This is a genomic window from Pyrobaculum sp. (assembly GCF_049971835.1).
GTDB lineage: Archaea > Thermoproteota > Thermoprotei > Thermoproteales > Thermoproteaceae > Pyrobaculum.
Genome location: NZ_JBMFKV010000200.1, coordinates 1 through 3142 on the forward strand (window position 1 = coordinate 1; position 3142 = coordinate 3142).

The 3142-nt window shown below is 60.7% G+C and carries 3 protein-coding genes; all 3 read right to left on the bottom strand.

Going from position 1 to position 3142, the window contains the following annotated elements:
- Positions 1 to 898, bottom strand: an 898-nt coding sequence (locus tag ACP5J3_RS12275) for a glycosyltransferase family 4 protein (protein ID WP_428495953.1), incomplete at its 3' end; no start/stop codon positions are given.
- Positions 891 to 1877 (bottom strand): glycosyltransferase family 4 protein, encoded by a 987-nt coding sequence (locus tag ACP5J3_RS12280; RefSeq protein WP_428495954.1) that lies wholly within the window; start codon positions 1875 to 1877, stop codon positions 891 to 893. The genes ACP5J3_RS12275 and ACP5J3_RS12280, both read right to left, overlap by 8 nt.
- The gene (locus tag ACP5J3_RS12285; RefSeq protein WP_428495955.1) at positions 1874 to 3043 is read right to left on the bottom strand and encodes a glycosyltransferase family 2 protein; all 1170 of its coding nucleotides are present in this window, start codon (positions 3041 to 3043) and stop codon (positions 1874 to 1876) included. Before ACP5J3_RS12285 ends, ACP5J3_RS12280 begins: the two co-directional genes overlap by 4 nt.
- Positions 3044 to 3142: the final 99 nt, after the last annotated feature.

Here is a 3142-nt window from a genome sequence, read left to right on the forward strand (position 1 = left end):
GGGCCCAGGCTTTTTTGTAGAGTTGGGCTATTTCGTGGCGTGGTATGTAGCCGAGGGTTTTTATTTCGAGGGTTTTGTATCTCCTCTCTAGATCTCTTAGCTTTTTTATGTTGCTGTGGCTGTAGTGGTTTGTGAGGTAGAGCCTCGCCTTTTTTCCTCCGTTGCCTAGCCTCTTCGCCGTCTCGAGTATGGTTTTGAAGCCTTTTATGGGATCTCCGCCTCCTAGGTAGAGGAAGGTGGGGATCTCCGCGGCCTGTCTCCCATCTGGGTTTAGGGGTGGTGGGGGGTTGTGTGCGATTGTTATCTTGTCTGCGAGCTCGGGGGCGCCGTTTTTGATGATTTCGGCGTGGCGCCTGGAGGTGCATATGACGACGTCGGATTGTCTAAGCCAGCGTCTTGCTAGTCGGGGGAGCCACCACAGGGCGAGGGCGGCGGCGCAGTGCCAGGGGGTTTTGTTGCATTCGATTGATATGTCGTCCAGCGGCGTTCTCCGTCTGTGTTTTTCGTAGGGGGCTAGCACGACGGAGGTGTATGAGAGGGGGGCGTATCCGTGGAGGTGCACCACGACGCGCCTCCCCAGCCTCTTTGCCTCTGGGATTACGGGGTAGGAGTAGCGGGGGATGTAGAGGATGTCGCTCTGTCTGAGCAACTCTGTGAACCTCCTCTGTCGTGCTAGTTTGGAGAGGGCTAGCCAGAGGGCGGGTTTTGCCTTGTGGGCGAGGTGGGGCTCGTATATGTAGCGTACGCCTGGTTGCCGCTCGGGCTGGGCTGTCCCGGTGATGACGGTTATTTCAAATCTCTTGCTTAGTAGCCCAATTATTAGGTGGGTGGCCAGCTCGCCGCCGCCGCCTTCGGGGTAGTAGCGCTCGGCGACTACCAAGACTTTGCCGCTAGCCATACAGCTTTAGGTACTGTGGCATCAGCTCGCTCCACGGCCTCACGGCGGCTTTGGTGGCCACGACGGCGTCGCCCATCCTGCCATCTATTTCGGCCTCAAGGGCCTTGGCCACCACCTCGCTGACGATGGAGGGCACGCCCACCGTTAGGGCCTCCGCGACGAAGACGCTGAAGGTCTCCCTGGCGCTTAGGTTGATGGCGTATCTCGCCCCGGCTAGGAGGGTTAGGTAGTCTCGCCTTGTGAGGAAGGGCTTCACCTCTACCCATGGGTGTCTCTCGAGGCGTCTCTTTGCGGGGCCCTCCCCCACTACTACAAACCTCAAGCCGAGTTTTCTGACCAGCGCCGCCGCCTCGTCTAGCTTTTTGTATTTCTCAAGCCTCCCGCTGTACATAGCGTAGTCGCTGTGGGCCCCCGCCCATCTGTAGCTGAACGTGTCTTCGTCTACTCCGTTGGGGATGATCCTTATCTTGGCTTTTGCGGCTGGGAAGTGTTTAGCCAAGCTCTCCGCCTCTACGTGGCTGACTACGTGTATGGCGGAGCTTTTTGCAAAGACCTTCTCCACGGCTCTGCGCCAGTAGAGGCGCCACAATAGCTCTCTAAACCATGTGTGGCCCCCGCCGTGGTAATGGGGGGAGAGCACAATTTTCCCGCGCCCCGCCAGGCGCGCCCCTACGTGAACTGTAAACACGGCGTGTACCCCGTGGATGTGCACGACATCGGGCTTCTGCGCGGCTAGCCACATCTCGAGGGCGGTGCGCTTCCTGGGCATGTGGTACGCCCCGCCTGGGCTGAGGGTAGGCCACCTAACCACCCTCACCCCGTTTCGGATCTCCTCGCGGGGGGCCTCGGCGTCGGGCTCCCCGGCTAGCACCGTGACGTCATGTCCCATCGCGGCTAGGCGCTCCGCCAGCGCCTTCACGACGTACTCTACGCCGCCTATGTAGGGGGGGTAGCGCGGCGAGACGAATAGAAACCTCATGTCGACGCCGACTGCCTCCTGAGATCGGTCTTTCTCTCCGCCAGCGCTAGATCTATGAGCATTGAGAGGACGCCTCCAGCCAGCGCGTAGTATGCCCACTCCGCCAGCCTATTTGCAGTAGAAATATCTCCCACCCCCAGGAAATAAGCCGCGGCCCCCAGCAACGCCATAAAAGCAACCACAAACCCCCTCCCAACCTGGGCAAATACGGTCTCCGGCTCCCCCGGCCCCGCCGCTGGCTGTTGCGCCGCGGCTGGGGCCTCCGGCTCAAGCGGCGGGAGGCACCCGTCCCCCGGCGGCTCCAACTGCCTAGACGCCCTAAACACCGACGCCTGGAGCCTAACTAGAGAAGCCGCGAGGGGGAGCATGGCGAGGGACAGCCCGCCGAGGAGGAGGAGCATAAACGCCCCCATCCCAAGTATGTAGTGCGGAACACCTGCGTAGAACAGCCTATAAGCCACCCAAGCCCCCAGCGCCACCCCCGGCACAAGGAGGAGGACTCCAAACAGAAACAGGGCAAGCGCCGGGTTGAGCCTATACGCAAGGGAGAAGATCCTCCCCACGATGTGGAAGCCGTGCCACGGCCTCAGCTTCTTCTTACCCAACCGCCCCCTGTACGAGACGGGCACCTCAGCCACTCGCCCGCCCTCTGCCAGCGCCTTGGCCAAGATATCCACCTCCACGTCGAAACCCCGAGCTTCGAGATACAGCCGACGCAGAAACTCAGTCCGCGCCACGTACATGCCGGTAAGGGGATCCGAGAGGTCGGCCCCGAAGAGCATGTTAAAGAACCACCCAATAACCCGGTTCCCCACGCGGTACACCAAAGGCATCTCCCCCCGCCTCGCCCCCAGCACCAAGTCGTAGTACCTCAAAAGCGCGAGAAGCCTCTTCAGCTCAGACGGGGGGTACGTGTAGTCCGCGTCCAGCACCGCCACGTACGGCGTGTCAACATACATAAGCGCCGTGCGCAACGCCATCCCCTTCCCCCTCCCCACCTGCCTAACCACCACCACCCCAAGAGACTTAGCCACCTCCACAGTCCCGTCGGTAGATCCCCCATCCACCACCAAAATTTTGTCAAACCCCGCCGCCCTAAGCTCCTCCACCACCCTAGGCAACCCCTCCGCCTCGTTAAAAGTTGGCAACACAACAGTCACACACACGGCGCATCAAGCACACCCAATTTAAAAAATTCACCCGTAAATCTGCCTATACGCCTCCTCCACAGGCCCCCACGCCACCCTTCCCGAGGCATATGCTAC